Raw genomic sequence first — 26,088 nt, 5'->3', positions numbered from 1 at the left:
TTAGCCGGGCTCCGGTTGCTCGCCTGCCACCTCTTCGTAGGCGGTCTCGAGCCGTTTCCTGGCTCGGTGACACGCGACACGCACCGTACCCGCCGCCGTGCGGAGCCGTCCACCGATCTCTTCATACGACAGCCCTTCGACCTCTCGCAGCCACAGCAGCTGGCGGTCCTTGGGTGACAGATGTTGCAGCGCCCTGGTTATGTCGGCGTGCTCCTCGCCTTCAACCACCGCTTCGGCGGGTGTGATGCCGGCCGCGCCGACCGGCTCGAACCGGCCCGGTCTGCGTCGTTTGCGAATCCACGTCCGCAGCTTGGCGCGAGCGATCGCCCAGAACCATGCTTCGAACGCCCCGGTTTCCCGCAGTTTCGAGATGTTCTTGACGAAACCCTCACACGAATCGGCTGCCAGGTCGTCGGCCTCGCCGGGAGATACCCCCGCACCGATGAAGAAGGCGACCAGGCGAGGAAACCCACCCCGGAGAACGAGAGTGAGCGCTTCCCGATCGCCTTCCCGGCATCGATCGACCGTGCCGGCGCTGGGAGGCCATTCCAATGGTTCTTGATTCCTGGGGTTTACCGGCTGCACCCGCTGCATGGTGCCAGATCGGGTGGGCTGGATCGTGCGTTTCGGCAGCGGATGGAGAGCGCGTTCAGCGTCATGAGTCGAACCGTTGACCCGCCCCGCTTCAGGTCAGGGTTTGGGGGTCTGACCCGAGTTCCCGCGATCCCCCTATTGCCGGGATCTTCAGGCCGACCTTGCCCGTTGTCTTTGTCACGGCCGTATGCGTTGCCGTTGCCGTTGCCGTTATCTTGAGCAGCAGACTTGAGCAAATCGATGAGCTTCTTGATTTGCCCCCGGTCCAAGCTCGGGTCTTGGACGGCATCGGCGATCTGATGGGCGAGGGACACGATCTTTTTCGCCTGGTCGGTCTTGTCCTGCGCCGTCTGGTTCCCGGATACCTCCAGGGCGCGGTCACGAGCCTCAGTGACGGCGACAACCGCCGTGTCCAGCTCTGACACGTCGACGGCGGGCTCGGTCTTGAGGGCCTCGATTTGCTCGATCACGGCGTCGAGTGCATCGGCAGGATTGCCGGCCGAGGCAAGCTGGGCGGCCTCTTCGAGGCGTTCGTCGCGGTGGTCGCCGCCTAGTCCGACCAGTTCGCTCAACTGCTCATACGCCCGGTCGAGACCGTAGAGGAGGTCGCCCGGAACCGCGGAATCGGCGGCCATCGCCATGCCGACGTTCCCGCTGATGAAGGTTGCGGCGGCCGCGGCGATCGCCAGGAGGCGCCGGCGTAGAGGAAGACCCGCCGAGGGGGCCGCAAGGGCACGAACGGCCACCACCTCGGCACGCGCAGAATCGACACTGTCGATCAGCGCTTCTCCGTATGCACGAAGATTGTTGTACGGGTCCATTACTGAGCCTCCGCATACAAAGTCGCAGAAAGTGGCCGGTCGTTACACTTCGAGGAAGATTCTGCGAGTCGTCAGACGCTCGAGCAACCCGATATCGACTTCGACGCCGATGCCGGGAGCCGTGGCCGGATGCAGTGCGCCCTCACTGAGAGTCCACGAAGGTTGTGTGAGATCACGTTCCCAGTAGCGTGCCGAGGCGGAGATGTCCCCGGGGAGGGTGAAGCCCGGGAGGGTTGCCACCGCCACGAGATGGGCCCGCCCGATGCCGGTTTCCAGGTATCCACCACACCACAGATCAGCATCTGCATCCACTGCGAGGCGGTGCACCGCCAGCGTCTCGACGTGACCCCCGAGACGGGACGGCTTGGCGTTGATCACAAATCCGGGGTGGAGGCTGAGCGCGGCGTGGACGCTGCTCCGATCCTGGAGTGATTCATCGAGGCAGACGGGAGTGGAGATCGTCTCGGCCAGCCGGGCGTGTTCTTCGATGTCCGGCGCCGGAAATGGTTGCTCCAGGTATTGAAGATCGAACTCATCGAGGGCCTGCAGGTGCGTCGTATCAAGTGATGAATAGGCCCCGTTGGCATCGGCCGAGACGGCCAGTCCGGGCCAGCCGGACCTGATCAGCTGAAGCGGTTCGAGATCCCAACCCGGTCTGATCTTCACTTTCACACGCCGATAGCCTTCGTCGACGCGCCGGGCGACCACTTCGAGGAAGTCCGGCAACGAATCGGCGATCCCGACTACGACACCGGCTGCGACGGGGCGCTGAGTTCCTTGCAGTACGTGCCAGAGGGGAAGGCCGAGCGATCGTGCATGGAGATCCCACACCGCCATCTCCAGCGCGGCGATAGCCGGTCGCGGCAACGATTGGTCCAGGTTGAGATCCACCGGGTGCCCGATCTCGAAGCCGAGCACTTGCCCGGACAACCGGTATTCCAGCGCACTCCAGGCAACGGCCACCGGATTGCGATCCGGGGACGGCGCCACATCTGCCGGGCACTCGGCCCATCCCTCGTAGCCTTCGCCGAACACGCGCACGATGATGGGTGTCCGATCGACGATCGAACCGTACGAGGTATTGAACGGTTCGATCAGCTTGGTGGAGAGCAAGCGCAATTCAACGGCAGATATCTTCACGAAATCAGACTACGCCGCCCATTGCGACTAGCGGCGTTGGTGGTTGACGTACAGCGCCTGGAGTGACCGCCCTATTGCGCCGTGCTGATCCGATAGGGCTGATTGAGCGAGGCCGGTGCCGGATGAGATGTCCGTCACGGCATTCAACAACACCCATTCGCCGATAAGAGCCCGATGGAGATAAACCGTTAGGTCCGGATTGATGAAGACGTATTCCCGGAAATCAAGCTCTGAGCTGATTCCATTGCCGGTATCGGCGGCAACGACCACTCGCTGCAATTGGCTGGGCTCTTCGCCATCAACCAGAGGGATCGCCAATCGGATCCACGCGGTTGCCGGTCCGGCAATGTCGGCGCCGCCGGCCAGGTAGCGAACTTCGACGGCATCGGCGAAGAAGTGCGGGAACCCGGCAAAGGCCGCCCGTTCGATGCCTTCTTCGGGCGGGTCGGGTGGTGGCTCCGCATGAAGTGGCGGCCCGGGATCGATCTCGTCGTCTGCCCGGATCCGCAACGCGGTGGCTCTGGCGACCTCACCCTCGGCCGACAGCAATCGGGCACCGATGAGTTGAACTCGTTTCCCCGGTCGAAACATTTCAACCTCAACACGGTGCGGAACCATCCGAACCGGCCTGAGCAACTCGATGGTTATGCGCGCGAGGAACATCTCCGCCGGCTCGATGCGTTCCATCGCTCCGCCCAGCAGGGCGCTGGGAGGTCCACCGTGTTGCGCATCAGCCGACCAGGGCCCGCCCGCAAACCGGGTCGGCACGAACCAGTCGCCATCGCGCAAGTAGATGGCCTCGTTCACAGTGGGGCGGCTGGCGGAGGCTCGAAGGGGTGCTGATTAAGCAGATCGGCAGCAGCGGGAGCCAGCTCCCTCAGACGGACGGACAGCGCTCGTCGCAGCTGCGCCGGCGTCTGTTCGGCGAACCCGTGCGAAGACAACATCGAGGATTGCCATGTCGTGAAGTGGGAGAGAAGCGACGGGTCATCGACCAGCAGCGTGGATTCCACGGCATCAAGCAGAAGGGAGAGTTCGTCGACCAACCGGCGGTCCGGGTTGTCCAGTGCGGCGATTGCGGCCGCCAGGATGTCGTGGCGGTGCCGCTCGATCACCGCCATCTCCGGCGGCGCGGGGAGCACCATTTGCTCGGCGGTCTCGATATCCGGCTCCCAGGTTCTCAGGACTTCATCGATCTCGCGTGGCGAAGCGACCCAGGCGTCGGCACCGACGGCGTACGCCCAGATTCCGTTCGGTCCGAACCCGGAGCCGCCACCTAATATCGGCACTCCAGCGCCATGAGCCGCCCGAATGCCGGCCCGCGCCCCGGGGAGGAGTGTCGGTATGGCGCAAGACAGGATCAGGGCCTTCGGTGGTTCATCCAGGAGATACGCGCCCAGATCGTTGGCTTCCATGTTCGATCCCAGATAGCGCACCCGGTACCCGAGGGACAGCAGATGAGCAGAAGCGAGCCTGACCGGCAGTGAATGGTGGTCGCCTTCTGCCGCAGCGAGGACCACGGGTTCGCCATCATCCGGCAGATCAAACGATCCGGCCAGCAGGGCGAGCAGGTTCTCGACGGTACCGGTTGCTGCATGCTCGTCGCCGATCCGATAGTCGCCTGCTTGCCATCTTCTACCGAAGTCGGAGTAGGCAACGGCGACGATGTCGAAGAGGACGACGTCGAACGGGATGCCCTGTTCGAGGAGACTCTGGATGAGATGGAACGCGCCTCCCGCATCGCCTTCGATCAGTGACGCCGTGACGGCCAGGCGCACTGAAGCGATCTGCTCGGAACTCATCCCTCTCCTCTCTGATTACGGTCCAGGCTAGCCCCGACAGGATTCATGCAGAGGGCAGGCTTTTGCTGTGAGCGGAAGGCCCGGGTGCGGGCGTCACCCGTACAATCCGCTGGGAAAGGAGCCATCATCGCCTGGACCGCCTTCGTGCTGGTGCTCGCCGCCGCGCTGTTGCATGCCTCTTGGAATCTGCTGGTCAAGGCGAGCAACGATCGCCTGGTGGCCGGATGGGCGCAGGTGTTCTTCGGCGCACTGGTGTTCCTGCCGTTTCTGCTGACGGTTGGAATTCCCTGGAGTGCGTGGCCCTATTTCCTTGTTTCCGGGTTCATCCATGTCGCCTACAGCCTGTCGTTGGTGACGGCGTACGAGCGGGCGGACCTATCGGTCGTTTACCCCATCGCCCGGGGGGCGGCGCCCCTATTCATCACCGTGGTTGCCTTTGCCTTCCTCGATGACCGACCGGGCGTGGTCGGCTTGGGGGCCATCCTGATACTGACTACCGGTGTTCTGATCACCGGCATACCGCGGGGCGGTGGCGGGTCCTGGTGGGCATTGGTCACTGCAGCATTCATCGCCACCTACACCAGTATCGACGGCGCCGCCGTGAGGTGGCTTGGGGAGAGCTTCGCATACACGATCACGGTGTTTGTGACCGGTGCCCTCTTGTTCACGCCGATCGTCGTCTGGTCGCATGGGTGGGCGCGACTCGGGACTGCAGTGCGAAGAGAGCAGTGGCGGTATGTCTTTGCCGGTATCGCTTCGGCGGGCGCCTACGGACTCGTCTTGGTCGCGGCGCGGTCTGCCCCGCTCGGGCTGGTGGCCGCCGTTCGGGAAACGTCTGTCGTGTTCGGCGCGCTCGGTGGATGGTTGATCCTCAAGGAACCTCTGGGCGCCCGGCGCCTGCGGGCCGCTGCTCTGATCGCGGCCGGCCTGGTTCTACTCGCCTTCGCCGGGTGAGTTCCAGCGTTGCCAGTGTTTGATCTCGGTGTCGGGTCTCCACCCTCGCTTGAGCGATCCGGATTTCCGATCCGGGGCCGGATGGCCGATTGTGATGACTCCAATCGGCTCAACCTCATCCGGAATGGCCAGGAGCGCTTTGAGATCCGGGATTGAGTGCACGCCGAGAAACCCCGCCGCCAGGCCTTCTTCGACGGCTGCCAGAAGCACGAGCATCATCGACGCACCGGCATCGACCCACCAGTAGGGGACCGGCCACAACATGTCTCCGTCCGGCGCCTTGTCGTGCTCCCGGTACCGCCGGTGGTAGTCCTGCTCATTGATGCACACGATCACGTGGACCGGCGCACGCGAAATCCACGGGTCGAATCCGGCCTCGACGTAGTCGGGTTCACCGGCCAGCTTTGCGATCTCAGCCCGGATGGAAGGATCGGTGACGACGACGAACGACTGGCCCTGGGTGAACCCGGCGCTCGGGGCACGCCGGCCGGTCTGGACGATCCGTTCGATGGCGCCTCTGTCAACCGGTTCGTCCGTGTAGTTGCGCACCATGCGGCGCTTCTTGAGAATCTCGCTCAATTCCAATGTGAACTCCTGTTTCTCGGCAATGCTATGCACGAAAAACCGACCACAGCATTGCCGAGAAAAATCTGGAAGGATTCTCAGCAATGCTGTGTACGCGAAACCGTACGTTGTATTGCCGAGAAACTGGCAACATTCGGGGATGGCCGTCATTCCTTTCTACGGTGCCGACGATCCGACGATGTTCGAAATCGAACGTCGGGCGATGGACCGTCCGGTGTCCCGGGACAAGCCGCTGCCCTGGGTTCGCGGCGATGCAGAGCACCTGCCGTTCTTCGCCGCAGCCGTGGATGGTGCCTATGCGAGCTGGGCCTACTTCTTCACTTCCGGAGGGTGGGACCCGACGCCCGGTCTCAACGAGCTGCACCGCGTGGTCAAGCCCGGCGGACCTCTGCTGATTGTCGACAACCTCGGCGATGACGAGTTTTCCGCATACGTCGAGGGCCGAGAGGCACACTGCGCCGACATCGATAGGTGGCAGATGTTCGGATTCGATTGCGAAGTGGTCGACACAGTCTTTGCCTTCGATGACCTCGACGAGGCGCGCATGCTGCTTGGGTTCTTCTTCGGAGAAGCAGGCCGCAGCAAACCCAAGCTCGAAGTGGGCTTTCGGGTTGGATTGTTCATTGGAAACAGCGCAGGCGTGTAACCTGCTACCTACCCCGGAGGCGCCTATGTCGAACTTCGTTTCAGTCAACCGAAGGCATTGGGATGCCGTCACCCCTGGTCACGTTGCCTCCGACTTCTACGACGTCGAGTCCTTCAAAGCCGGCCGGGATACGATCGACGATGTGGAGAGCGGGTTGGTCGGAGGTGTTGTGGGTATGAACCTGCTTCATCTTCAGTGCCATTTCGGGCTCGATACGATGTCCTGGACCCGTAGAGGAGCGATCGCCACCGGCGTCGACTTCTCGGAAGTCGCCATATCTGCTGCAACCGGCCTGGCCTTCGACCTCAAGCTCAACACGAGGTTCAGGGTTGGCAACGTGCTCGCCCTCGATCTCGGCGAAGAGTTCGATATCGTCTTCAGTTCTCACGGTGTGCTGGGATGGCTACCCGAACTCCGTTCGTGGGCCAGGACCGTGGCGAAGCACCTGAAGCCGCATGGAAGGTTCGTTCTGGTCGACGGCCACCCGGTGCTCTGGATGTTCGACGATGAGCGAAGCGACGGGGCGATGCGCCTCCGCTATGACTACTTCTCGCGAGAGGCCCTCGCTTTTGAGGAGACCGGATCGTATGCCGATCCGCATGGACCTATGACCAACACCCTCGAACGGCTGCACCCGATCGAAGATGTCCTCGGTGCGCTTGTCACGGCCGGCCTGACGATCACAGGATTTCGGGAATACGATCAGATCGCCTGGCAGGCCATGCCCCATATGGTGCAGGATCAGAATGGATGGTGGAGGCTACCGGCGGATACGCCGCGCATCCCGTTGATGTTTTCTGTTACCGCCACCCGTTGACTGAGCCGACGTCCCATCGAATGCGGCGAGCCTGATGGGGCTCGCCGCTTCAAATGACCGGCGTTCCAGCCGGCTGCTAGAGCTCAGCTACCGCCTTCACGAGTTCCTGGATGGCGGCCTTGGCGTCGCCGAAGAGCATCAGGTTGTTCTCGTTGTAGAACAGGGGGTTGTCGATTCCGGCGAAACCCGGCGATAGGCTCCGCTTGATCACCACGGTGGTGGTGGCGAAGTCTACGTCGAGGATCGGCATTCCGTAGATCGGAGATGTCTCATCCTCTCGGGCGGCCGGATTGACGACGTCGTTGGCTCCCACGATGAGCGCTACGTCCGTCCGGGGGAAGTCCCCGTTGATGTCCTCCAGGGCGAATAGCTTGTCGTACGACACATCAGCTTCGGCCAGCAGCACATTCATGTGGCCCGGCATGCGCCCTGCCACCGGATGAATCGCGTACCGGACGTCGACACCTTTCTCTTCGAGGAGGTCGGCCAACTCACGCAGCACATGCTGCGCTTGCGCCACCGCCAGGCCGTAGCCCGGAACCACGATCACAGACCGGGCATATCCCATGGTGATCGCAACATCCTCAGCAGAAGCCGCCTTCACCGGCTTGTCGCTGGTCGTTCCACCCTGCCCGGTTGAATCCGCACCGCCGAAGGCGGCGAACAGAACATTGGCGATGGAGCGATTCATCGCCTTCACCATGATGTTGGTGAGGATCAGCCCGGAGGCTCCAACGAGGGCGCCCGAGATGATCAGGGCATTCTCATTGATGACAAACCCGGCCATCGACGCCGCCACACCCGAGAACGCATTCAAGAGCGAGATGACGACCGGCATATCGGCCCCGCCGATAGGGATGACACGGGTGATTCCCAGCACCAGGCCGAGTACCAACAAGATCCACAGGACCAGAGATCCGCCGACGTCGAGAACCAACAGGACGCCGAGGAGGACGATTACCGCCACGATGAGTGGGTCGATCAGCTTCTGGGCCGGATAGCCGAACGGTTGTCCCGGGAGCTTTCCGTTCAGCTTGCCCCAGGCCATGAAGCTGCCGGAGAAGGTAATCGCACCGATCACCACGGAGAGGGCAATCGTCACGACGGTCTGTACCGCAGGGTCCGGGTTCTGTAGGAACTCGGCCGAGGCGACCATCACCGACGCCCCACCGCCGAAGCCGTTGAAAGCCGCGACGAGCTCGGGCATTCCGGTCATCTCGACCGTCCTGGCCAGGTAGGCGCCGACTCCGCTGCCGACGATGATGCCGGCGATGATCGTCCAGGCGCTGATGCCACTGTTGGTCAACGTCACGATGATCGCGATCGCCATTCCGGCGGCAGCCATCTGGTTGCCGGAGCGGGCCGTGGCCGGTGACGACAACCGCTTCAGACCGAAGATGAACAGCGCAGCAGCAACGAGATAGATGAGAGCTGAGACTTCCTGGCTCATCAGCGCTCCTTCTTCTTGAACATCTCGAGCATGCGATCTGTAACCAGGAATCCTCCGATAACGTTGATCATTGCCATTGTCACCGCCAGAAATGCCAGCACCTCACCAAGTGTGCTGTCTGCTTTTCCGGCGACGATGAGAGCGCCGATGATCGTGACACCTGAAATCGCGTTCGATCCGGACATCAATGGGGTGTGCAGCGTGGGCGGCACCTTGGTGATTACCTCGAATCCAACGAAAGCGGCGAGGACGAACACGGTGATGGAGATCACGAGTTCCATCAGTTACCTCCTCCGTCGAGTAGTGACTTGACCCGTGGATGCACGACCGCGCCTCCGTGGGTGATGACCGAGCCTTCGATGATGTCGTCTTCGAAGTCGATATTCAATCCCTCCTCGGTGAGGAAGAGCTTCATGAGGGCCAGCGCGTTTCGTCCGAACATGCGCGACGCATCTCCGGCAGCCATGCTGGGTAGGTTGGTCGGGCCTTCGATCGTCACGTTGGAATGAACGACCGATTCGCCGGCCCGGGTCAACTCGCAGTTACCGCCCGTCGGGGCGGCCAGGTCGATGATGATCGCTCCCGGACGCATCGATTCCACCATCTGCCGTGTGATCAACAGCGGAGCAGGGCGCCCGGGAATCTGCGCCGTCGAGATGACGACATCCGCCTCGGCGACCGGTTTGGCCAAGCCCGCCAGGATCTTCGCCTGGGTGTCCTCGGCGACTTCTTTGGCGTATCCGCCCGTCGCGGAGGAATCCTGCTGTTCTATTTCGACGCTGACGAATCGGGCGCCGAGAGACTGGACTTGCTCGGCGGCCTCTGCCCGGACGTCGAAGGCAAAGACGATCGCTCCGAGCCTGCGAGCGGTGGCGATAGCCATTAGGCCCGCCACGCCTGCACCAAGGATGAGCACTTTCGATGGGGCGATTGTGCCTGCCGCAGTGGTCAGCATGGGAAAGAACTTGTCGAGTCTGTCTGCAGCCATGAGGACCGCCTGGTAGCCGGCAACCGTCGCTTGTGATGACAGCACGTCCATGGATTGAGCGCGCGTCGTGCGGGGAACGGCCTCGAATGCGATCGAGGTCACACCGGTCGAGGCGAGCGCCGGGAACCGGCCGGGCTGATCGAGCGGTTGCAGCATGCCGAGTACGACCGCTCCGGGCTTGAGGTGCGAAGCACCTTCATCGGACGGGAACGATACGGAGCACACAACATCCGCCGACCAGGCCCGGGCGGCATCGCCGATCGATGCGCCGGATCCTTCGTAGGCTTCGTCGATGAATCCGGCAGCCGTTCCGGCTCCGGACTGCACGACGACCTCGTGGCCTTCTTTCGTCAGGCGGGCGACAACATCGGGAGTCAGGGACACCCGATGCTCACCGGCCTCTGTGGTCTTGGGTATGCCAATAATCATTGCGAGAAAAGAATGTACGGACTCCGGCCGCGATTCCCAAGTCGAAGGCCGTTTACCGGTTGATGGTGCTCGATCTTCGGTGGTCGATCTTGAAAGGCAAGTGCCGGCAGCTTGCGTTCGAGATCAAAGGGTCCCACACTGAAGGAACGTATGGTCGCTGCCCCCCAGCCGGAGTCGTCTCACTTCTCATTGCGGTCCGTTGTGTGGACCCGCGGCGAGGGGTGCGGTGAACTCGCCGACGCGATCTCTCCGGGTGCCGTTCGGGTTGAAGGGGACCTCGAGGAGATCTGCAGGGCCGCCCGCGCGGAACTGCTGGTGACCCGGCGACTGACCAACTTCAATCTGGTTTCAGTTGCGGTTCCGCATGAACTCGACCTCGAAGCGGTCACATCCGTGACTGCGGCCGTTGCGGGAGGTCCCCACTCCGAACTGGCCGCCGTCGTTGCCAGGCAGCTCTCGGAGTCCCTCGACGTTTCGGCGGAGCTGGTGTCGTCGTACGGAGCCGACGACCGGCGGTCGGAGGTGCGGGAGAGCCTGGCCATGATCGCCGCGCTCGTCGAGGACATCCCCTACAGGCTCATCGAGGCGGATCAGCCGGCCGACCTGACGGCAGAACTCGACGCAGGTTCGCTCCTGGTCGTTGGAGCCCCCGGCGGATCCTGGCTGCAACGCCAATTCTTCGGAACTGGTCGACGCTTGCAGAATCGTGCTCCATCGGGAACCGTCGTCGTGCGATCGGCGCCGCAGCGCGCCTTTCAGCTTCTCCGGCAACCCGAGGCTTACGTCAGTCCCATGCTCGGAACGGCGGATGCCCTCGCTCTCATTGAGTTTCCGGTGTTGCCGGTGGCGGATAATGGGAAGCTCGTGGGCATCGTCCGCCGATCGGCCCTGATGCTGGCCGGTGCCGGCACCCAAGTTGGGGAAGTCATGGAAGACCCTGTCGCCGTGATGGTCGATTCTCCGATCGATGAGATAGGCCAGGTCGGCGAGGCGCTGGGAGGCGCTCCCGTTCCGGTGATCGACGATGACGGCTTTCTTGTGGGAGTGGTTGGCCCCTAGTCATTGGTCGCCCGCCGAAGCTGGCGCCGGTTTGCGAAACGCGTTGCGCCGACCCGGGACTCCGATTCTCGAATACCCTTGGGCAATGGACGTCGAGTATTACCGGGAGCTGACCCGGTACCAGTTTGAAGGCCGGAAGGTCATTTTGTCTGGTGCACCACTCGCAGGGTTCACATCCTTCGTCAAAACGGCCCGGGACTTGGGAGCTACCGACCTCTTCTTGTTCGCCTCAGGGGTAGGCACCGGCGAACTTCCGGCAGCCGACTCGGCAGACTGGTTGGTACTCGATACACGGGCCGGTTCGATGATTGAGTCGTTTCGGATCATGGAACGCCTCCTGCGCGATCCAACCCCGGAGATGGTGGAGCGGCTCGATCGATGGGATCCCGAGCGTCGGGCTGTGATGCTGGCCGGGCCGTTCTTCTATCAGGATTCGATGGCGGGCAGATTGGTTTATGGCTGGCGGCGCCCGGAGTGGCTCGCCCTCGAGGACAAGATCATCGTCGATGAGATCTGGGACGCGGCCGGCGTCGCAAGAGCCCCATCCGTGGTGACCCCCGTCGAGCGAAGCGCCATCGAGCGAGCAATGCCGGGGTTCGACCGCGGGGCGGGGATCGTGCTCACTGGAGATGCCAGGGATGGGTTCAATGGTGGGGCCGAATATGTCAGGTGGGTTGCCCATCCCGGCGATCTGCAGGAGCCTCTCGAATTCTTCGGCCGTCACTGCGACCGCGTCCGGATCATGCCTTTTCTGGAAGGCATTCCGTGCTCGATTCACGGGTTTGTGTTTCCTGAGACGGTGGTAACGCTGAGGCCGTGTGAGCTGATGACGCTTCGTCGGCCCGGACACCGACTCAAGTACTGCGGCGCGGCCTCGTTCTGGGACCCGACGGAGAGCGATCGAGATGTCATGCGGTCTGTTGCCGGCCGGGTCGGAGAGCACTTGCGACAGCGAGTGGACTATCGCGGTGCATTCACCGTGGATGGGGTGATGACAGAGATGGGTTTCCTGCCCACCGAGCTGAATACCAGGGCGGGTGCCGCAGCCGGGACTCTGCTGGCGGGCCTGCCCCGTCTCGGCATCGGCTCGATCAATCGGGCCTTGATCGAGGGAGAGCAGTTGAAATACATGGCGGACGGTTTCGAACGGTTGATAGTCGAAGCGGCGGATCGGCAGCGCGGCGGCGGGGGCTGGACGGTCGTTGAAACCGAGATCGAGAGCACGAACATGGTGCTGCTCGCCAGGGCTGAGGCAGGCGGCCTCACAGTCTCGTCCGATGACGACGACGCCGTCGCTTCGCTGAGTCTGGGCCCCGGCGAACAGGGCGGATTCGTGCGGTTCACGCCAAATGCAGGAGCAACGCCGGTCGGCACATCAATCGCTCCGCTCGTGGTTGAAGGGTTTCGTGTTGCCGACGAACAGTGGAACGTCGGCCTCGGCGAACTCGCCCCGGCTCCGGCGGTTCGCTGACCGGTCTACCTGCGGGCAGAATCAAGTCCATGATCCGTCTCATCGCGTTCGACGGTGACAACACCCTCTGGGATTTCGATGCAGCGATGCGAACCGCACTGCAGAGCACCCTCGAGGAGTTGTGGACCGTTCGACCCGGGCCATCGACCGGAGCTCTCACGGTCGAGCGGATGATCGCGATCCGCGATCGTGTGGCAACAGAGTTGCAGGGGAGGGTTGCCGACCTGGCCGTCGTCCGGCACGCAGCCTTCGAACGCACTCTGGAGGAAGCCGGTATCGATGATCCCGGTCTGGCCGCCCGCCTGAACGCGATGTTCTTCGCCGTGAAGGAGCAGCACTCGGTACCCTTTGACGATGCCGCGCCCGCGCTGATGTTGCTGTCCCGACGCTACCGAACGGCGCTGCTCACCAACGGGAACACCGACCCCGCTCGATATGGATTAGAAAGGTTTCTGGACCCGATCGTCCTCGCCGCCAATGAGGGCATAGCCAAACCCGATCCCCGGATCTTTCGGATCTTGTTGGAGCGCTCGGAGACTCCTGCAGCCGAAGCCATATACGTTGGAGACTCGCTGTCCGACGATGTCGCCGGGGCGCAGGCCACCGGGATCCGGGGCATCTGGCTGAATCGTTCAGGCCGATCCAATGACACGGACATCTTCCCCGAGGCGGAGGTCGTGTCGCTGGCCGAGGTACCGGAGGTCGTTGCCGCCTGGGAATGAGGTGCGATCGGCCGGCGACTTGATTCCCCGGTCCTGTCGCGGCCGGGCGTTCGGAAGCCCGGAACCGGCAGACGTCGCCGGCCTCAGTGCACCGCGCGGAGGGCCATGAGCGAGAAGCTGAGTACGGCCAGGCCGATCACGAAGAGGCGCGGTTCCGGGCGTTTCCGGACGAGCCAAGAGGCAACGATCAGCGCCATTCCGGCGATCACCGCCTGCGCGATCGCACCTGCGTCTGTTGCCGGCAAGGCGAGATCGAGCAAGAAATCCACGGCTGACAGTATGACCGGCCGGCGCACCTATCCGGGTCGGGCCAGCACGGGAAACGATCTATCCTCGGCAACCATGTCTGAACCGATGATTCGCCTCGAGCACGTGTCCAAGACCTTCCCGGGCACTGCCGAGGCGGCCGTTGATGACCTATCGCTGGATATCCGCGAAGGCGAGATAGTCGTCCTGGTCGGACCATCCGGGTGCGGAAAAACGACGACTCTGAAGATGATAAATCGAGTCATCGAACCCACCTCGGGAACGATTTCGATCGGTGGTCGGGACGCCGCCACCGTTGCGCCACATCAGTTGAGGCTCGAGATCGGCTACGTCATTCAGCAGATTGGGTTGTTCCCACACAAAACCATAGGACAGAACATCGCCACTGTGCCTCGGTTGCTCGGCTGGGATGCGGGTCGCATCGCCGAGCGAGTAGATGAGCTGATTGACCTGGTGGGACTCGGCCAGGAAATGGGAGACCGCTACCCGTCTGAGCTCTCAGGAGGCCAGCAGCAACGCGTTGGGGTGGCGCGGGCTTTGGCCGCGGATCCGCCGGTCTTGCTGATGGATGAGCCGTTCGGCGCAGTAGATCCCATTGTTCGCGCCCGGCTCCAAGAGGAGTTGCTCCGATTGCAGGCGCGGGTCCAGAAGACGATCGTATTCGTGACGCACGACATCGACGAAGCGATCCAACTCGGGGATCGGGTCGCCCTCTTGAACGTCCGAGGCGTGCTCGAGCAATACGGGCCACCCGACGAATTGTTGCGGGAGCCGGCCAACGAATTCGTTGCCGAGTTCCTCGGCAGCGATCGTGGCATCAAACGACTTTCTCTGATTCCGATCAGCTCGATCGAACTCGATCGGGGCCCGGTGGTTCCGCCCGGCAGCACCGTCCTCGAGGCCCGGCGTGTGATGGAGGTCTATGCGACCGATTGGGTGGCGGTGGGCGAGGGGAAGAGGATCGACGGTTGGGTCGCCGCAGACGATCTCGATGATCGGGAAAGGACCGACGACGGTCAGCTGCGGGTCTTCAGAACGAGGATCGATGCCGGTGGAACCCTCAAGCAGGCTCTCGACGCGGTCATCACCACCCGGACGCAGGTTGCGGCCGTCTTTGACGGAGATTCCTATTTGGGAATGATCACTGCCGACCAGATCAACCGCGAGATCCGCCGGTGACCGAGCAGCCGTTCATTCGCTGGTCGTGGATCTGGAGTCATCTCGACGAGATCTGGCAGCGGACCGTCGAGCACTTGACGCTGACGGGTATCGCGGTGGTGGTCGGGTTCGGGCTATCCCTGGTCCTGTCGATCGTGGCCCTCCGCTTCCGGCGTTCCTATGCGCCGATCACATGGATCAGCGGCGTGTTCTACACGATTCCCTCTATCGCCCTTTTCGCATTCCTGGTGCCCTTCACCGGCCTCTCTATTCTCACTGCGGAGATCGGTCTCGTTTCATACACGCTGCTGATCCTCATTCGCAACATCGTGGCGGGAATCGACGGCACGCCCGACTCGGTTCGGGAGGCGGCGCTTGGAATGGGCTATACCGATCGCCGCATTCTCTGGGAGATCCAGGTGCCACTGGCAGTCCCGGTGATAGTGGCCGGGCTGCGGGTCGCATCCGTAACCACCGTCGGCTTGGTGACGGTCACCAGCCTGATCGGCCAGGGGGGCTACGGAGCCTTCATCCGCAGGGGCCTTGGCCGCAACTTCGCCACCGAGATCCTGGTCGGCACAGTCATGTCGATTCTGCTTGCGACCTTGTTCGACTATCTGCTCGTGCGGATCGAGAACAGGGCGACACCGTGGGTGCGGCAGAAGGACACTCCATGAGCTTCTTCAATGATGTGGTGGCATTCTTCACCTCGGCGGAATCCTGGAACGGTGCAGACGGGATCCTCATCAGGACCTTCGATCATGTTCGCATTTCCGTATTCGCGGTTGCGGTGGCCGTGCTCCTGGGCCTCCCCATCGCGGTCTGGCTGGGGCATCAGCGACGGGGGGCGTTTCTGGCAATCTCCATCGCCAATATCGGCCGGGCCATTCCCTCGTTTGGCATTGTTGCACTTGCCTTCCCAATCGCGCTGCGCCTGGGCCTTGGGTTCAGCTCCTGGCCGACCTTCGTCGCACTCGTCGCCCTGGCGATCCCGCCGATATTCACGAATGGCTATACGGCGGTGCGCGAGGTATCTCCGGCTGCGGTGGAAGCGTCGGTTGGCATGGGAATGACCAACCTGGAGGTACTTACGCATACGGAGATCCCGCTCGCCATGCCGGTGATCTGGACCGCCATCCGTGTCTCTGCAGTACAAGTGGTGGCTACGGCCACCCTGGGCGCCGTTGTCGGATGGGGCGGGCTTGGTCGGTATGTCATCGATGGATTCGCCCAGGGCAACGAAGTGCTGGTGTTCGTGGGGGCGATCCTTGTCGCGACAATGTCCGTGGTCACCGATCAGGCGTTCGCAGTCGCCGAGAGGTGGGTGTTGCCGCAAGGAATATCTGCCAAAGACCTGACTCAGGTCGAACTTGGGGCGCACGGCTGATGTCTTGGTAGCTCGCCTCATCCCCTAGGGTTGAAAGCCCCGCCCCTGAGGCGGGTTCACAACGAAGGGAGAGACCCATGCGGGGAAGTTGCCGCAAGGGTGCCATCGGGGCGATCACGCTGACACTGATTCTGATTCTCAGTGCATGCGGATCGGGTGATGGCGCTGGAGAGCCCAAAGAAGGGCCACAAATCAAAGTCGGTTCACAGGACTTCGGAGAGTCGGCGATACTTGCCTCTCTATATGCTCAGGCGCTGGAGGCAGAAGGGTACGACGTTGCCGTCCAACCGCTCGGCGGCTTCCGTGACATAGTCCTAGCCTCGTTCGAGAGTGGTGATATCAATTTCACCCCCGAGTACGCAGCGTCGATGCTCGAGTTCTTGAATGGGTTCGCCGGTGAGGCGACCGGCGATGCGGAGGGGACAACTGAGTCCCTGCGCGGATATCTGACCAAGAAGGGCCTGAGTGCCTTCGATCCTTCGCCCGCCGTCGATACGAACGCGTTCGTGGTTACGCAGGCAACGAGTGAGTCTCTTGGTATCACATCGCTCAGCGATCTTGCTTCGAAGGGTGCGGACCTTGAGTTGGGTGGGCCCCCCGACTGTGAGACCAACGCGTTTTGCATTCCGGGTCTCCAGAGCGTGTACGGCCTCGACCTGAGTGGCAACTTCACGCCGCTCGATGCCGGGGCGATAACGGTGCAGGCGCTGGAAGCTGATGAGATCGACATCGCCCTGCTGTTCTCGACTTCTGGCATCATCGCGGATCGGGGCTGGGTGCTCCTGGAGGATGACAAGAATCTGCTCGCCGCAGACAACGTCGTGCCGGTGACCAGCGATGAGATCGTCGATGCCTACGGGTCGGATTTCCGCGACTTCGTCGACAGGATCAGCGCAGCGATTTCGACGGCGGACTTGACCGAGATGAACCGGCAGTTCGACATTGAGCAATTGGACGCCGAAGACATCGCTCGCGACTTCCTGGTCGAGAACGGCTTCGTCGACGCCTAATTCCGTTTTCGCGCGGGGATCCCACCGCATAGGGTGGAATTCCCGCGCGAAAACAAGTTTTGGATGGTGCCCGGGCTGCGGTCCGGGCACCATCGCTTCGCTACGATTGCCTCCTCATGGGTGAACTCGGCTACTACCTGCATCCGACGATCCACCGTGACCGGGTCGTCTTCGTGGCCGAGGACGACCTCTGGTCGGTGGATGTTTCCGGTGGCTCGGCCCACCGGTTGACTGCCAACCCCGGCACCGTTGCCTACCCGAGATTCTCCCCGGATGGAGTTCACGTCGCCTTCTCGAGCCGTGATGAAGGCCACCTCGAGGCTCACGTGATGCCGTCTGAAGGCGGCCCAGCCCGCAGGTTGACGTTCTTCGGAGGGCTTACCCATGTGGTGGGTTGGACACCCGACGGCGGTGCCGTGATCGTGGCGACGGACTGGAAGCAACCGTTCGCAGGGCAGTTCGCCCTCCACGAAGTGCCAATGGACGGCAGTCCGGCCCGGCCGATCAGGGTCGGACCGGCCCGCGCTATCTCGTATCAACCGGGCGGTCCCGGTGTCGTCATCGGCCGGAACTCCTTCGATCCTGCTCGATGGAAACGGTACCGGGGCGGTCGCACCGGAACTCTCTGGATCGACCGGGCCGGGTCGGGCGAATTCGCTCCACTCATCGAGCTGCAGGGGAATACGGCCGACCCCACGTGGATCGGCCGCCGGATCTACTTCCTCTCCGACCACGAGGGCACCGGCAACCTCTACTCGTGCACACCCACGGGCCGCAGCCTGCAGCGTCACACAGACCACGAGGACTTCTACGCCCGCTTCCCGGCCTCAGACGGCAAGCGGATCGTTTACCACGCCGGTGCCGATCTCTATCTCCTCGAAGGCGTGACTCGAACGAAGATCGATGTCCGGGTTCCAAGCGCCCGGCCGCAGAGAAACCGCCGCTTCATGAGTCCGGGCCGTTTCGTGGAGTCGCTCGATCTCGATCCGAAAGGCCAGGCAGTGGCCATCGTTGCCCGGGGGGGAGCGGTAACCATGGATCTGTGGGAGGGAGCACCACTCCGTCACGGCGATTTGTCCTCATCCCGCTACCGCTTGGCAGCCTGGCTCCCGGACGGACGGCGCTTCGTCGCCGTCACCGACGAGTCCGGCGAAGAAGAGCTCGTTGTGTTCGATTCCGGCGCCGGGAAGACAGGGACACGGGTCGGTGGTGATATCGGACGGCCCCGCTCGCTGGATCCTGCACCAGCAGGATCCGACCGTGTGGCACTCACCAATCACCGGTTCGAGGTCGTTGTGGTCGATCTGGACTCCGGAGAGTCCACGGTGGTCCACCACAGCCCGCATTCCTGGATTCAAGGCACCGACTGGTCACCCGACGGACGGTGGATTGCATTCTCGGCTGCGGTCAGCCGCAACACAGTCGCCCTTCACCTCTACGACACTTCCACGAAAAGAACGCACCGGATCACGCGACCCGACTTCGCCGATGTACGCCCATCATTCGACGCTGAGGGCCGGTTTCTCCACTTCATCGGTCACCGGGTCTTCGATCCCGTTCCTGACGCCTTTTTCCACGACTACGCCTTCCCGAAGGGGACCCGGCCCTATCTCATCCCGCTGGCTGCGGACACCCCTTCGCCGTTCAGCCCGGCCCAGCGGCAACCTCGGCCACCCGGCACACCGCCGGGACCCCAGCAGGCTGGGAACGGTATGGAAGGCGACGCCCCCGCTCCGGTCCAGGTCGATCTAGACGGCATCGAAGATCGGGTGGTGGCGTATCCGGTCCCGGAGGGTTCCTACCGGGCGGTCTTCGGCGCCAGGGGCCGATCCATTCTGCTTTCTGTGCCGATCCAGGGTCGGCTGGCGCCTCAGCCAATGGTTTCGGCCGGTCCGGCAGGGCGGCTCGAGGCCTACGACTTTCAGCAGCACAAGCTCGAAACGATCGCCGACGATGTCTCGAGCGTTTCGGTCTCGATGGACGGCAAGGTCATGGCGATCCGCGCCGGGAACCGGATCCGGGTGGTTCCGGCCGCCTTCAAGGATGACCCGTCCAAGAACGACAAACCGGGCAGGGACTCCGGGTGGCTCGATCTGGGCAGGGTCCGGCTCGAGGTCGATCCGGGGAGCGAATGGGTCCAGATGTTTCGAGAAGCATGGCGTCTCCAGCGCGAGCACTTCTGGACCCAGGACATGTCGGCGGTCGATTGGGAACAGATCTACCACCGGTACCGTCCTCTCGTCGAACGGGTTGCCAGCCGCGCCGAATTCTCCGATCTCATGTGGGAGATGCAGGGGGAATTGGGCACCTCGCACGCCTACGAACTAGGCGGGGACTACCGGCCGGAGCCGAAGTACCTCCTCGGCAGTCTCGGGGCGGATTTCGAACGAACCGCCCGGGGCACCTGGCGGATCGGGGCGATTCCGCACGGGGACTCCTGGGACGAGCGAGCCTGGTCGCCGTTGCAGGCGCCCGGACTAGACGTCGTGGTAGGAGACCAGATCCTCTCTATTGACGGGAAGGATCTCGGTGCAGATCGAGCACCGGAGGAGGCGCTGGTCGACCGGGCGGGGAGAGCTGTTCGCGTCGTGGTTCGCCGGGGCCGCCGCCGGCCAAGGTCTATCACGGTTCGAGCGCTCGAGTCCGAGACGCCCCTGCGGTATCGGGATTGGGTTGAGGCCAATCGCCGGCGGGTTGCCGAGGCATCGGAAGGGCGGGCCGGATACATCCATCTTCCGGATATGGGACCGAGCGGGTTCGCCGAATTCCATCGATCGTGGTTGTCCCAGGTCGATCACGACGGCTTGGTGATCGACGTGCGATTCAACCGCGGTGGGAATGTCTCGCACCTCCTTCTGGAGAAGTTGCTGCGGCGCCGCATCGGGTATCGGGTGACCAGGTGGACCGAGCCGTACGCTATCCCCGCTGATGCGCCGGCCGGTCCGATGGTGGCACTCACGAATGAGTACGCCGGGTCCGACGGAGACATTTTTTCACATGCGTTCAAGATGCATGGCCTCGGGCCGCTCATCGGAACCCGCACCTGGGGTGGAGTCATCGGCATCTGGCCGCAGCAATCACTCGTGGACGGCACGATCACTACCCAGCCTGAGTTCTCGAACTGGTTCGCGGACGTTGGGTGGGACGTTGAGAACTACGGGACCGACCCCGACATCAGCGTCACGATCACGCCCCAGGACCATGCCGCCGGGCGGGATCCTCAGCTCGAGCGCGGCATCGCCGAATTGATCCGCATCATCGACGAGGTCCCTCCTTCGCCGCCCGCCTTCGGTGACCGGCCGAAGAAGACGCCACCGAGGTTGTCTTGAGTCGCGAGTAGCGAGTCGCGGATACCAGCGACGGGCTGCGGACGCCGGCGCGATTCCGTCCCGGGAAGCCGGTAGCCTCAGGTGATGGAAGTTGAGGCGTCGTTGCGCGACCCACTGAGCGGTCTCACCGGCCGCGAAGTAGCCGATCGGGTCGAGGCAGGCAGGCTCAACGTGATCCCCGAGGGTCCGAGCCGGACCACGAAGGCGATCTTCCGGGACAACATCTTCACCCGCTTCAATCTCATTCTGTCAGTCCTGCTGGTCATAATCTTGTTCGTTGCTCCCATACAGGACGCTCTGTTCGGAGCAGTCATGGTGATCAACGCCGCCATCGGCATCATCCAGGAGCTGAGAGCCAAACGAACTCTCGACCGGCTGGCGTTGCTCAGCACACCAGGAACGATCGCAGTCCGCGACGGTCGTCCGGTTGAAATCAGCATTGCGGACATCGTGCTCGATGATGTCCTCATGTTGGCCCCGGGTGACCAGGTCGTGGTCGACGGCGAGGTCCTCGAGTCGCGGGGACTCGAGATCAACGAATCGCTCCTGACCGGGGAGTCCGATCCGGTGAGCAAGCACATGGGCGATTCCTGTCGGTCGGGCAGCTTCGTCGTTGCCGGGTCCGGTCGCATGCAGGCGACCAGGGTGGGGAGCGAGTCTTACGCAGCGAAGTTGGCCTCTGAGGCGAAGCTGTTCACCATCACCAGCTCCGAGCTGCGCGACGGAATCGATTGGATCCTGCTGGCGGTCAGTTGGGCACTCATTCCCACCGGAGCGTTGCTGGTGTGGAGCCAGATGTCGATCGATGTGGGCTTCCGCAGGGCTGCGCAAGGGACGGTGGCCGGGCTCGTGGCGATGGTTCCGCAGGGCCTGGTTCTGCTGACTTCGATGGCCTTCGCGGTGGCCGTCGTGCGACTCGGCCGCCGGAACGTCCTCGTCCAGGAACTGCCGGCCGTCGAAGGTCTCGCCCGGGTCGATGTCGTCTGTCTCGACAAGACCGGCACGCTGACGGAGGGGCATTTGCGGGTGCTCGACGTCAAGGTTTACGACAAGGCAGTCGACGTTGGATTGGTGCTGGCCGCCACGGCAGCAGCCGACAGCACTCCGAACGCCACAATCCAGGCTATCGGCACGCAATTTTCGGAGCGGCCCGACTGGCCGGTGCTCAAGACGGTGCCGTTCTCTTCGGATCGAAAGTGGAGTGCTGCTGCTTTTACCGGTCGGGGAACCTGGATCCTCGGGGCGCCGGAGGTGGTGGCGGCCACCGATATGGAGATCCTGCGCGCGGCCGACCGGTACGCTTCCGACGGCAACCGAGTCCTGGCGCTGGTCGGCACCGACGATGCGCTTGCCGGCGATGTGCTGCCGGCGAACATGCGACCGGTAGCGCTGGTGGTGCTGGGAGACCGCATCCGCCCGGATGCTGTTGAAACGCTCGACTTCTTCGCCAGGCAGAACGTGGCGGTCAAGGTGATCTCAGGCGACCACCCCGCCACGGTTGCCGCGATTGCAGCCAGGGTCGGCGTGCCCAGCCCGGGCAACGTCGTAGACGGACGCGAGCTCCCGGCGGATCCGGATCGGCTGGCGGACGTCATGGAGCGCGGAACAGTATTTGGACGGGTGCATCCCCATCAGAAACGAGCCATGATCAAGGCCCTCCAGCGGCGGGGCCATACGGTGGCCATGACGGGCGACGGAGTGAATGATGTGCTCGCCCTCAAAGTGGCGGATATCGGGGTGGCGATGGGCAACGGGTCGGGTGCCTCACGGGCCGTTGCGCAGGTAGTACTTCTCGATTCCGCGTTCTCGTCGCTGCCCGAGGTCGTTGCTGAGGGGAGACGGGTAATAGCCAATATCGAACGAGTCGCCAACCTCTTCGTCACGAAGACGATCTACGCGGTGCTGCTCTCTGTGGCCGTTGCCATCGCGTTGTTGCCGTTTCCGTTCCTACCGCGGCACCTGACCCTGGTCGGGTCGATCACCATTGGCATACCCGGTTTCTTCCTCGCCCTCGAACCCACTGCTCGGCGGGCTCAACGAGGTTTCGTGGGTCGCGTGATGCGGTTCGCGGTTCCGGTTGGTGCGGTGGCGGCCCTGTCGACGTTTGCCGCCTACGGTCTGGCCCAGATCGAGGATGTTGGGCTGGTGGAATCCCGGACCATGGCGACCCTCGTGCTCGTTGCCGTCGGTCTCTTCGCGCTGACCGTGGTGTGCAGGCCGCTCACTACGAGCCGCAAGTGGTTGATTTGGAGCATGGCCGGCCTGTTCGGCATTACGTTGTTGTGGGGATCTCTCAGGGAGTTCTACGGGCTCGACCTTCCCCGTGCCATTGTCGTCTTCGCCGCCATCGGGATTGCGTCGTTGACGGGCACCCTCATGTACCTCGCACTGGTCGGATCCAGGTGGCTGCAATCTGCCCCCGATCTGATGCGTCAGGCTCCCGAACTTCTCGCCCATGCACCAGAAGTGATCCGCCAGCCGCTGGTGGCCGCCGGGGGATGGCGGGTGGCGCGCTGGATGAGCCTCCGGGCGGGTGGGCGGCCACGGCCCGGACCCGTCGCCGTCAAGAAGCCCCGGCGCCGCTCTCCGGCGCCGATCGAGCTCCCGGACTGGGTCACCCCGGACGGTGCCGAATCCTCCGAATCGGGGGACGGCCGCAGTCAACTCGAGCTACCGCTGGAGTAGTTGCCTGCCGATTAGCTCGCGGCGATCGCGGTTCCGATGCGATCACCGATCTCCGCGGTGGTTGATCCCATGTCGGGTCCACCCATCGTTCGTAGGCCCGGCAGGACTGAGGCGGCCGCGCGCTCTACCGCGCTCGCCGCGTCCTGTTCCCCGAGGTGGTCGAGGCACATGGCCGCACAAAGGACGGCTGCCACCGGATTGGCCCACCCGCGACCTGCGATATCGGGTGCGGATCCGTGAACCGGCTCGAACATCGACGGGAAGTCCCGCTCAGGGTTGACGTTGCCGCTGGCAGCCAGACCCATGCCGCCCTGGACCGCAGCTCCGAGGTCGGTGATGATGTCGCCGAACAGGTTGTCGGTTACCACTACATCGAATCGTTCCGGATGTGTGACCATGTACAGGCACATGGCGTCAACGTGGACGTAATCGGTGCCCACTTCCGGATACTCGTCGGCAACATCATCGAACGTTCGTTGCCAGAGGTCGCCGGCGTAGTTGAGCACATTGGTCTTGTGGGCGAGCGTGAGGTGGCGACGGGAGCGTCTGGCTCGATCGAAGGCGCGCCGGATGATTCGCTCGACTCCGTAGCGTGTGTTGACCGACTCCTGGGTGGCGATCTCCTGCGGTGTGCCCCGGCGAACGAAGCCGCCGACTCCCACATAGGGTCCTTCAGTGTTCTCTCGAAAGATGACCATGTCACATCGATCGGGAGTGAGCCCGGCAATCGGGGTGGGAGCACCCTCGTAGAGCTTGACCGGTCTCACATTCACGTACTGATCGAACGAGAATCGAAGCCGCAGCAACAATCCTCGCTCGAGCACGCCGGGCGGCACGTCCGGTGTCCCAACGGCGCCCAGGAGGATGGCGTCATGGCCGGCCAGTTCGGTTTCGACCGTGTCCGGCAGCACCTCACCGGTGCGCAGGTAGCGGTCGCCGCCGAGGTCGTATTCCGTGATCTCGACGGAGAAGTCGAATCGATCGGCCGCAGCCTTCACCGCTTTGACCGCCTCGGCGGTTACCTCGACCCCGATGCCGTCGCCGGGGATGGCGGCCAGCCGGTATCGACTCATACCTGAACCTCGCCGACGGTCTCGGCGATGACCTGCTGGGCCGCCTTGTTCAGTGCGTTGACGAAGGCGCGTGCCGACCCACCCACGACATCCGTGTCGACCGATCGACCGGCATAAGCGCGACCGCCCATCTGCACGACGACGTTGATCTCAGCCATTGCGTCGGCGCCGCGGGTCACGGGAACGACCCGGTAGTCGACGAGTCGGGCATCGATACCGAACGCCTTCTTCAGAGCTGCGAACGTGGCGTGCACCATGCCGTCGCCTTCGGCCTCATATTCGAGCGTCAGGCCGCGCGTCTCGACCTTCACACTGGCCTGTGGGGTGACCTCGTTGCCGCCGGCGACGTGCATGCTGAACAGGTGGATCAGCTCGGCTTCCTTGGACGAGGTGTAGTCGACGATCGCCCGCACGTCTTCCTCGCTGATCTCCCCCTTGCGGTCGGCGAGTTCCTTGAAGCGCTCGAATGCTCGTTCAAAGTCCTCGTCCTCCAGAACGATCTCCATCTTGCGAAGTGCGTCGGCGAACCCGGCCCTGCCCGAGTGTTTGCCGAGAATGATCTGGCTTATGTGTCCGACTGCAGCCGGATCCATGATTTCGTAGGTCTCCCGGTCGCGCAGCATGCCGTGTTGGTGGATGCCGGACTCGTGGGCAAAGGCGTTTCGTCCGACGACTGCCTTGTTGAACTGCACCGGATACCCGGTGAGCCTGGACACGAGTCTGGAGGTCTCGACGATCTCGGTGGTGTCTGCGCCGATCTCGACCCCGAACTGATCCTCACGGGTCCTGATGGCCATGATGATCTCTTCGGTGGACGTGTTGCCCGCTCGTTCACCAATGCCGTTGATGGCGCCTTCGATCTGCCTGGCGCCGGCCGAGATCGCCGCGAGCGAATTAGCCACGGCCAGGCCGAGGTCGTTGTGGCAGTGGGTCGAGATAATGACGTCTTCGTTGTCGCCGCGAGCTTCCGCATACACCCGGGTGAGTAACTCGACGTACTCGCTCGGGGTGGCGTAGCCCACAGTGTCCGGGATGTTGAGAGTGGTCGCCCCGGCCTCGACGGCTGCCCGGCACACGGCCAGCATGAATTCGGGGTCGGAGCGTGTGGCGTCCTGGGGTGAGAACTCGACGTTGTCGGTGTAGCTGCGGGCGCGCGCCACGCCCTCCTTGACCGACTGCATCACCTCTTCTGGGGTCATCCGGAGCATTCGTTCCATGTGGATCGGTGAAGTGGATTGAAAGACGTGAATTCGATTCCGGTCGGCGTGGCGCACCGCGTCCCAAGCGCGGTCGATATCGTTCGGTACGCAGCGGGCCAGGCTGGCGATCACCGGTCCCTTCACTTCCTTGGCGATACGCGAAACCGCTTCAAAATCGCCGTCTGAGGAGGCGGCGAAACCCGCCTCGATTACATCGACACGCAACTTGGCCAGTTGAAAGGCGATAGCCAGTTTCTCGTCGGAGTTGAGGGCGATACCGGGTGCCTGTTCTCCGTCGCGCAGGGTGGTGTCGAAAATGATCAGCTTGTCAGACATAGTGTGAGGATCTCCTGTTGTGAACGGTGGATGCGGACGATTGGCATCGAGCTGTGAGCCGTAGGGCACTGCCTACGGCCTATCGCCTATAGCCTATTGCTCCTTGCGGCCGGGCCGACCTAGTGGCCGCCCGGCCGGCGAAGCGCCAGCCACCATCCGCGCGAGT

General features: G+C 63.2%; 24 protein-coding genes. 12 read left to right on the top strand and 12 right to left on the bottom strand.

What is annotated here, in order from left to right; genetic code table 11:
• Genes P1T08_00650 through P1T08_00630 form a run of 5 tightly spaced genes read right to left on the bottom strand, consistent with a single transcriptional unit; the run spans position 1 to position 4,357 of the window.
• Entirely contained in the window at positions 1–552 is a 552-nt protein-coding gene (locus P1T08_00650; GenBank protein ID MDF1594591.1) for a sigma-70 family RNA polymerase sigma factor, read from the bottom strand.
• Between the two features lie 20 nt (positions 553–572).
• The gene (locus tag P1T08_00645) at positions 573–1,415 is read right to left on the bottom strand and encodes a hypothetical protein (GenBank protein ID MDF1594590.1); all 843 of its coding nucleotides are present in this window, start codon (positions 1,413–1,415) and stop codon (positions 573–575) included.
• A 42-nt stretch (positions 1,416–1,457) separates the two neighbouring features.
• Positions 1,458–2,555, bottom strand: coding sequence for an o-succinylbenzoate synthase (menC, locus tag P1T08_00640; GenBank protein ID MDF1594589.1), 1,098 nt, complete (start codon positions 2,553–2,555; stop codon positions 1,458–1,460).
• A gap of 27 nt (positions 2,556–2,582) precedes the next feature.
• Positions 2,583–3,362 (bottom strand): thioesterase family protein, encoded by a 780-nt coding sequence (locus P1T08_00635; protein ID MDF1594588.1) that lies wholly within the window; start codon positions 3,360–3,362, stop codon positions 2,583–2,585.
• Positions 3,359–4,357: a cobalamin-dependent protein gene (locus P1T08_00630; GenBank protein MDF1594587.1), complete on the bottom strand. Its 999-nt coding sequence runs from the start codon at positions 4,355–4,357 to the stop codon at positions 3,359–3,361. The genes P1T08_00635 and P1T08_00630 overlap by 4 nt, the downstream gene beginning before the upstream one ends.
• A gap of 45 nt (positions 4,358–4,402) precedes the next feature.
• On the opposite strand from P1T08_00630, the gene P1T08_00625 reads away from it, so the two are divergent.
• The gene (locus tag P1T08_00625; protein MDF1594586.1) at positions 4,403–5,311 is read left to right on the top strand and encodes an EamA family transporter; all 909 of its coding nucleotides are present in this window, start codon (positions 4,403–4,405) and stop codon (positions 5,309–5,311) included.
• Here the strand turns inward: P1T08_00625 and P1T08_00620 are convergent.
• A complete protein-coding gene (locus tag P1T08_00620) occupies positions 5,291–5,929 on the bottom strand; it encodes a nitroreductase family protein (protein MDF1594585.1) in 639 nt (212 codons plus the stop codon). The genes P1T08_00625 and P1T08_00620 overlap by 21 nt on opposite strands.
• Before the next feature lie 106 nt (positions 5,930–6,035).
• On the opposite strand from P1T08_00620, the gene P1T08_00615 reads away from it, so the two are divergent.
• Both P1T08_00615 and P1T08_00610 read left to right on the top strand, forming a co-directional pair.
• Entirely contained in the window at positions 6,036–6,542 is a 507-nt protein-coding gene (locus P1T08_00615; protein MDF1594584.1) for a methyltransferase domain-containing protein, read from the top strand.
• A gap of 25 nt (positions 6,543–6,567) precedes the next feature.
• Positions 6,568–7,359, top strand: a complete 792-nt coding sequence (locus tag P1T08_00610) for a class I SAM-dependent methyltransferase (GenBank protein ID MDF1594583.1) — start codon at positions 6,568–6,570, stop codon at positions 7,357–7,359.
• 76 nt (positions 7,360–7,435) lie between these two features.
• On the opposite strand, the gene P1T08_00605 is transcribed toward P1T08_00610, so the two are convergent.
• The 3 genes from P1T08_00605 to P1T08_00595 are packed head-to-tail and all read right to left on the bottom strand — an operon-like array spanning position 7,436 to position 10,226.
• Positions 7,436–8,809 carry an NAD(P)(+) transhydrogenase (Re/Si-specific) subunit beta gene (locus tag P1T08_00605; GenBank protein MDF1594582.1) on the bottom strand — a complete coding sequence of 458 codons (1,374 nt, stop codon included), beginning with the start codon at positions 8,807–8,809 and terminating at the stop codon, positions 7,436–7,438.
• Positions 8,809–9,090, bottom strand: coding sequence for an NAD(P) transhydrogenase subunit alpha (locus P1T08_00600; GenBank protein MDF1594581.1), 282 nt, complete (start codon positions 9,088–9,090; stop codon positions 8,809–8,811). The genes P1T08_00605 and P1T08_00600 overlap by 1 nt, the downstream gene beginning before the upstream one ends.
• Positions 9,090–10,226, bottom strand: a complete 1,137-nt coding sequence (locus P1T08_00595) for a Re/Si-specific NAD(P)(+) transhydrogenase subunit alpha (GenBank protein ID MDF1594580.1) — start codon at positions 10,224–10,226, stop codon at positions 9,090–9,092. Before P1T08_00595 ends, P1T08_00600 begins: the two co-directional genes overlap by 1 nt.
• Positions 10,227–10,376: 150 nt before the next feature.
• Here P1T08_00595 and P1T08_00590 point away from each other — a divergent pair, with 150 nt between their 5' ends.
• The 3 genes from P1T08_00590 (at position 10,377) to P1T08_00580 (ending at position 13,478) form a co-directional block, all read left to right on the top strand.
• Positions 10,377–11,285: a hypothetical protein gene (locus tag P1T08_00590; protein ID MDF1594579.1), complete on the top strand. Its 909-nt coding sequence runs from the start codon at positions 10,377–10,379 to the stop codon at positions 11,283–11,285.
• An 85-nt stretch (positions 11,286–11,370) separates the two neighbouring features.
• Positions 11,371–12,756, top strand: a complete 1,386-nt coding sequence (locus P1T08_00585; GenBank protein ID MDF1594578.1) for a hypothetical protein — start codon at positions 11,371–11,373, stop codon at positions 12,754–12,756.
• Between the two features lie 29 nt (positions 12,757–12,785).
• Positions 12,786–13,478: an HAD family hydrolase gene (locus P1T08_00580; GenBank protein MDF1594577.1), complete on the top strand. Its 693-nt coding sequence runs from the start codon at positions 12,786–12,788 to the stop codon at positions 13,476–13,478.
• 83 nt (positions 13,479–13,561) lie between these two features.
• On the opposite strand, the gene P1T08_00575 is transcribed toward P1T08_00580, so the two are convergent.
• Entirely contained in the window at positions 13,562–13,747 is a 186-nt protein-coding gene (locus tag P1T08_00575) for a hypothetical protein (protein ID MDF1594576.1), read from the bottom strand.
• Positions 13,748–13,820: 73 nt separating this feature from the next.
• On the opposite strand from P1T08_00575, the gene P1T08_00570 reads away from it, so the two are divergent.
• The 6 genes from P1T08_00570 (at position 13,821) to P1T08_00545 (ending at position 23,314) form a co-directional block, all read left to right on the top strand.
• Positions 13,821–14,924 (top strand): ABC transporter ATP-binding protein, encoded by a 1,104-nt coding sequence (locus P1T08_00570; protein MDF1594575.1) that lies wholly within the window; start codon positions 13,821–13,823, stop codon positions 14,922–14,924.
• A complete protein-coding gene (locus P1T08_00565; GenBank protein ID MDF1594574.1) occupies positions 14,921–15,580 on the top strand; it encodes an ABC transporter permease in 660 nt (219 codons plus the stop codon). Before P1T08_00570 ends, P1T08_00565 begins: the two co-directional genes overlap by 4 nt.
• Complete coding sequence (locus P1T08_00560) at positions 15,577–16,290, top strand: ABC transporter permease (protein ID MDF1594573.1); 714 nt, start codon at positions 15,577–15,579, stop codon at positions 16,288–16,290. Before P1T08_00565 ends, P1T08_00560 begins: the two co-directional genes overlap by 4 nt.
• A 77-nt stretch (positions 16,291–16,367) precedes the next feature.
• Positions 16,368–17,300: an ABC transporter substrate-binding protein gene (locus tag P1T08_00555; GenBank protein MDF1594572.1), complete on the top strand. Its 933-nt coding sequence runs from the start codon at positions 16,368–16,370 to the stop codon at positions 17,298–17,300.
• 116 nt (positions 17,301–17,416) lie between these two features.
• Entirely contained in the window at positions 17,417–20,629 is a 3,213-nt protein-coding gene (locus P1T08_00550; protein MDF1594571.1) for a PDZ domain-containing protein, read from the top strand.
• Between the two features lie 84 nt (positions 20,630–20,713).
• Positions 20,714–23,314, top strand: a complete 2,601-nt coding sequence (locus P1T08_00545) for an HAD-IC family P-type ATPase (protein ID MDF1594570.1) — start codon at positions 20,714–20,716, stop codon at positions 23,312–23,314.
• Between the two features lie 11 nt (positions 23,315–23,325).
• Here the strand turns inward: P1T08_00545 and P1T08_00540 are convergent, their stop codons facing one another.
• Both P1T08_00540 and P1T08_00535 read right to left on the bottom strand, forming a co-directional pair.
• Positions 23,326–24,387: a 3-isopropylmalate dehydrogenase gene (locus tag P1T08_00540; GenBank protein ID MDF1594569.1), complete on the bottom strand. Its 1,062-nt coding sequence runs from the start codon at positions 24,385–24,387 to the stop codon at positions 23,326–23,328.
• Positions 24,384–25,922 carry a 2-isopropylmalate synthase gene (locus tag P1T08_00535; GenBank protein MDF1594568.1) on the bottom strand — a complete coding sequence of 513 codons (1,539 nt, stop codon included), beginning with the start codon at positions 25,920–25,922 and terminating at the stop codon, positions 24,384–24,386. Before P1T08_00535 ends, P1T08_00540 begins: the two co-directional genes overlap by 4 nt.
• Between the last annotated feature and the right edge of the window lie 166 nt (positions 25,923–26,088).

The organism is Acidimicrobiia bacterium, from assembly GCA_029210695.1.
In the GTDB taxonomy this organism is placed as follows: Bacteria; Actinomycetota; Acidimicrobiia; order Spongiisociales; family JAHEDJ01; genus JAHEDJ01.
This window is presented reverse-complemented; position numbering and strand designations above follow the sequence as displayed.